Annotated in this window: 1 protein-coding gene, 1 tRNA gene, 2 rRNA genes and 1 pseudogene (1 of these 5 running past the window's edge); 1 reads left to right on the top strand and 4 read right to left on the bottom strand. The window is 49.7% G+C overall.

Translation table 11 applies throughout. The annotated features are described in order from the left end of the window. From IM509_RS08840 to IM509_RS08830, 3 genes are all read right to left on the bottom strand, one after another. Positions 1-1,541 (bottom strand): 23S ribosomal RNA (locus tag IM509_RS08840) (it extends 1,339 nt beyond the left edge of the window). Between the two features lie 155 nt (positions 1,542-1,696). Further along, positions 1,697-1,770, bottom strand: a tRNA-Ile gene (locus IM509_RS08835). Positions 1,771-1,904: 134 nt separating this feature from the next. Continuing rightward, a 16S ribosomal RNA gene (locus IM509_RS08830) occupies positions 1,905-3,393 on the bottom strand. The 16S and 23S rRNA genes sit together here with 1 tRNA gene alongside, the layout of an rRNA operon. 421 nt (positions 3,394-3,814) lie before the next feature. Here IM509_RS08830 and IM509_RS08825 point away from each other — a divergent pair. Beyond that, positions 3,815-4,840: an ABC transporter permease gene (locus IM509_RS08825; RefSeq protein ID WP_052277654.1), complete on the top strand. Its 1,026-nt coding sequence runs from the start codon at positions 3,815-3,817 to the stop codon at positions 4,838-4,840. A gap of 28 nt (positions 4,841-4,868) precedes the next feature. On the opposite strand, the pseudogene IM509_RS08820 reads toward IM509_RS08825, so the two are convergent. Then, a pseudogene (locus IM509_RS08820) lies at positions 4,869-5,000 on the bottom strand (IS630 family transposase); the annotation flags it as partial.

Here is a 5,000-nt window from a genome sequence, read left to right as displayed (position 1 = left end):
GTGGGAGGTGGGACTCGCGTCTTAGCTCCTGGTGTTTTCGCCACCTCTCATCGCCTCGACTGCTTGCACTGGTAACCAACATCCAGCTGACGTTGACCTTCTCCGTTCTCCGGCACAATCATTAATCGGTACGGGAATGTTAACCCGTTGTCCATCGACTACGCTTTTCAGCCTCGCCTTAGGTCCTGACTGACCCTCCGCGGACGAGCCTTGCGGAGGAAACCTTGGGGTTTCGGGGTGTGGGATTCTCACCCACATTTTCGCTACTTAAGCCGACATTCTCACTTCTATAGAGTCCACAGCTGCTTGCCGCTACTGCTTCACCCCCTATAGAACGCTCCCCTACCACTACAATGTAGTCCACAGCTTCGGTAGATAACTTAGCCCCGTTCATTTTCGGCGCAGGAGCGCTTGACCAGTGAGCTATTACGCACTCTTTTAAGGATTGCTGCTTCTAGGCAAACCTCCTGGTTGTCAATGCACTCCCACCTCCTTTCTCACTTAGTTATCATTTGGGGACCTTAGCTGGTGGTCTGGGCTGTTTCCCTCTTGACGATGAAGCTTATCCCCCACCGTCTCACTGGTAGTTTTTTTAGCCGTATTCAGAGTTTGCCTCGCCTTGGTACCGGTCTCCCAGCCCGCGGCGAAACAGTGCTTTACCCCGACTAAACTTCCACTACCGCTGCGCCTCAACACATTTCGGGGAGAACCAGCTAGCTCCGAGTTCGATTGGCATTTCACCCCTAACCACAGCTCATCCGCTAATTTTTCAACATTAGTCGGTTCGGACCTCCACTTGGTTTTACCCAAGCTTCATCCTGGCCATGGTTAGATCACCCGGGTTCGGGTCTACAAATTATGACTTTTCGCCCTGTTCAGACTCGCTTTCGCTGGGGCTGTGGGGTCTTCCCCCTTCACCTGCCATAACCTGTAAGTCGCCGGCTCATTCTTCAACAGGCACACGGTCAGACGTTCAATCGTCCTCCCATTGCTTGTAGGCTAACGGTTTCATGTTCTATTTCACTCCCCTTCCGGGGTTCTTTTCACCTTTCCCTCGCGGTACTGTTTCTCTATCGGTCACACGGGAATATTTAGCCTTACCTCGTGGTCGAGGCAGATTCACACGGGATTTCACGTGCCCCATGCTACTCGGGATGCAGTTAAGCTGGTTCCTTTTTCGACTACAGGACTTTCACCTTCTCTGGTGCGGTTTTCAGCCGCTTCGTCTAAATTTCCCAGTCTTTTGTTACTGTCCCACGACCCCAAGTTCCGAAGAACTTGGTTTAGGCTGTTCCCTTTTCGCTCGCCGCTACTGGGGGAATCGCTGTTGCTTTCTTTTCCTCTGGCTACTAAGATGTTTCAGTTCACCAGGTTGGCTCGCTCCACCCTATGTATTCAGGTGGTCGTGTTTAGGGTTGCCCCATTCGGATATCTTCGGATCAATGCTTGCTTCCCGCTCCCCGAAGCGTTTCGTCGGTAACTACGTCCTTCTTCGCTTCCGTGTGCCTAGGTATCCACCGTTAGCCCTTATTAGCTTGACCTTGCGGTCTTCTTTTTTGGCTTTTTCACCTAGCTCTATGCAGTTTTCAAGGTTCCTCTGGACTCTGAACTCAGAGCCAGCATTCTCTCTTACTGTATAAGTAAGATAAGGTGCTGATTCGGAGCTTTTTTTCTTTGTTTTTGCCACCTGTGCAGGTGGGCCATCCTGGACTCGAACCAGGGACCTCACCCTTATCAGGGGTGCGCTCTAACCACCTGAGCTAATAGCCCTTGTTCCTGATTCAGGTCTTGTGTGAACCCAGAACCTAGTTTGAAAGCCAATTTCGCCTCGCTCCGACCTTTTGGGATTGATTCTTGGTTGGGACTACTTTTTTTTCGTCTCCTACCTGAATTAGGTCTCCCTTTAAGGAGGTGATCCAGCCACACCTTCCGGTACGGCTACCTTGTTACGACTTCACCCCAGTCACTAGCCCTGCCTTAGGCATCCCCCTCCTTGCGGTTGAGGTAATGACTTCGGGCGTGACCAGCTTCCATGGTGTGACGGGCGGTGTGTACAAGGCCCGGGAACGAATTCACCGCCGTATGCTGACCGGCGATTACTAGCGATTCCTCCTTCATGCAGGCGAGTTGCAGCCTGCAATCTGAACTGAGGCCGGGTTTGCTGGGATTCGCTGGCTCTCGCGAGTTCGCTGCCCTTTGTCCCGACCATTGTAGTACGTGTGTCGCCCAAGACGTAAGGGGCATGCTGACTTGACGTCATCCCCACCTTCCTCCGGTTTGTCACCGGCAGTCTCCTTAGAGTCCCCAACTTAATGCTGGCAACTAAGAACGAGGGTTGCGCTCGTTGCGGGACTTAACCCAACATCTCACGACACGAGCTGACGACAGCCATGCACCACCTGTGTTCGCGCTCCCGAAGGCACCCCCAGCTTTCACCAGGGTTCGCGACATGTCAAGTCTTGGTAAGGTTCTTCGCGTTGCATCGAATTAAACCACATACTCCACCGCTTGTGCGGGCCCCCGTCAATTCCTTTGAGTTTCACACTTGCGTGCGTACTCCCCAGGCGGGATACTTAACGCGTTAGCTTCGGCACGGCTCGGGTCGATACAAGCCACGCCTAGTATCCATCGTTTACGGCTAGGACTACAGGGGTATCTAATCCCTTTCGCTCCCCTAGCTTTCGTCCCTGAGTGTCAGATACAGCCCAGTAGCACGCTTTCGCCACCGATGTTCTTCCCAATCTCTACGCATTTCACCGCTACACTGGGAATTCCTGCTACCCCTACTGCTCTCTAGTCTGCCAGTTTCCACCGCCTTTAGGTCGTTAAGCAACCTGATTTGACGGCAGACTTGGCTGACCACCTGCGGACGCTTTACGCCCAATAATTCCGGATAACGCTTGCCTCCCCCGTATTACCGCGGCTGCTGGCACGGAGTTAGCCGAGGCTGATTCCTCAAGTACCGTCAGAACTTCTTCCTTGAGAAAAGAGGTTTACAATCCAAAGACCTTCCTCCCTCACGCGGCGTTGCTCCGTCAGGCTTTCGCCCATTGCGGAAAATTCCCCACTGCTGCCTCCCGTAGGAGTCTGGGCCGTGTCTCAGTCCCAGTGTGGCTGCTCATCCTCTCAGACCAGCTACTGATCGTCGCCTTGGTAGGCTCTTACCCCACCAACTAGCTAATCAGACGCAAGCTCTTCTCCAGGCCAATTAGGTTTCACCTTGCGGCATATCGGGTATTAGCAGTCGTTTCCAACTGTTGTCCCCGTCCTGAAGTTAGATTCTTACGCGTTACTCACCCGTCCGCCACTAGAATCCGAAGATTCCCGTTCGACTTGCATGTGTTAGGCACGCCGCCAGCGTTCATCCTGAGCCAGGATCAAACTCTCCATGATGAATCGTTTGATTCTTTTGACTTTTTTTCGTCTCCCCCTTGCGGGTTTGACTTTTTTGTTATAGAATTGCTTCTAAACGAGGCTTTTTTTGCTTGGCTTTCAAACTATTGTTTTGTCTAGGTTCCAGCGTCGTTTGTTTCGCTTCGCTTTCGCTTCGCTTCAACCGCGCATTTACCAATGTATCTAACTTCCCTAAGTTTGTCAACCCCTTTTGGCAAAATTTTTTGATCTTTTTTCTATCCCTTGCTCCGTAAGCCTTTCAGCCTTTAGGGGTTTTTGGTAGTCCCTTGCTCAGAACTGTCGGTGCAGCTAATTTAGTTTACTTGTACTAAATATTCCCTCAGCTTAATTTTTTCTCGATCGCTGGGTCGATTTTGGGGTATGGTTCCTTGAGAATCTATTTTCTGATCGGAAAGCCCTCATGTCTCGCCGCGCTGCTTTACAATCCTATTTACTGGTGCGTTTACTCCTAGCTCCCTTGATGTTATGGACGATCGTGACGGTGGTTTTTCTGCTGATGCGTGTTGCTCCCGGTGATCCCACGGATGCGATTTTAGGCAACCGCGCTCCCGAAAGTGCCAAAAATGCCCTAAGAGAACAGTTAGGACTGAATAAACCCCTATTTTTCCAGTACCTAGACTATATTTTTCACCTAATGCGTCTCAACTTAGGAGACTCTTTAACCAGTAAGGGGGTGACGGTATGGGAGATTATCGCTAAACATTTTCCAGCGACGGTGGAACTAACTTTTTATGGAATGCTAATTGCGGTGATAGTGGGAGTCGGATTGGGAATTATCACCGCTTCCCGTCCGAATACTCCATTAGATGCGGGGGGACGTTTATTTGGACTGATAACCTATTCCTTGCCGATTTTTTGGGTGGGAATGCTCTTACAGCTAATTTTTGCGGTACAGTTGCGCTGGTTTCCCTTGGGGACTCGTTTTCCTTTGAGTGAGACTCCACCCCAGACAATTACAGGTTTATACACCCTTGATAGTCTGATGACTCTACAACTAGATAAGTTGCCCACAGCTTTGTATTATCTAGCCTTACCTAGTTTTACTCTCGGCATTCTCTTGAGTGGGATTTTTGAACGGATGGTGCGAGTTAATCTGAAACAAACTTTGCAAGCGGACTATGTAGATGCGGCCAAAGCGAGAGGAATACCAGAAAAAACGATTATGATCGCCCATGCGCTGAAAAATGCCCTAATTCCCGTAATTACTGTCTTAGGATTAACTTTTGCGGCTCTTTTAGGGGGTGCAGTCTTGACGGAAGTTACTTTTTCTTGGCCGGGTTTGGGAAATCAGTTATATCGAGCGATTTCTCTGCGGGATTACCCAACAGTGCAGGGATTAATGGCTTTTTTTGCGACAATAGTGGTTTTTGCCAGTATTTTTATCGATCTAATCAATGCTTACATTGATCCTCGCATCCGTTATTAATCAGGGAGAGGGAATTATGAATTATACTTTAGACGTTCATAATCTGAGATTTATTAAACTTCTGAAATCGTAGAGTCAGCAAGGAATCCAGTTCTTTTTTATGTTTCAGATGGGCATCATTCAGACATTCATAAATAGCTGAAGAAAAGTCAGAAAAGTT

The organism is Microcystis sp. M31BS1 (assembly GCF_020245285.1).
Classification (GTDB): domain Bacteria; phylum Cyanobacteriota; class Cyanobacteriia; order Cyanobacteriales; family Microcystaceae; genus Microcystis; species Microcystis panniformis.
This window is presented reverse-complemented; position numbering and strand designations above follow the sequence as displayed.

Coding starts and splice junctions, on each gene's coding strand:
- IM509_RS08825 (WP_052277654.1), top strand. CDS start 3,815: ATGTCTCGCCGCGCTGCTTTACAATCCTATTTACTGGTGCGTTTACTC.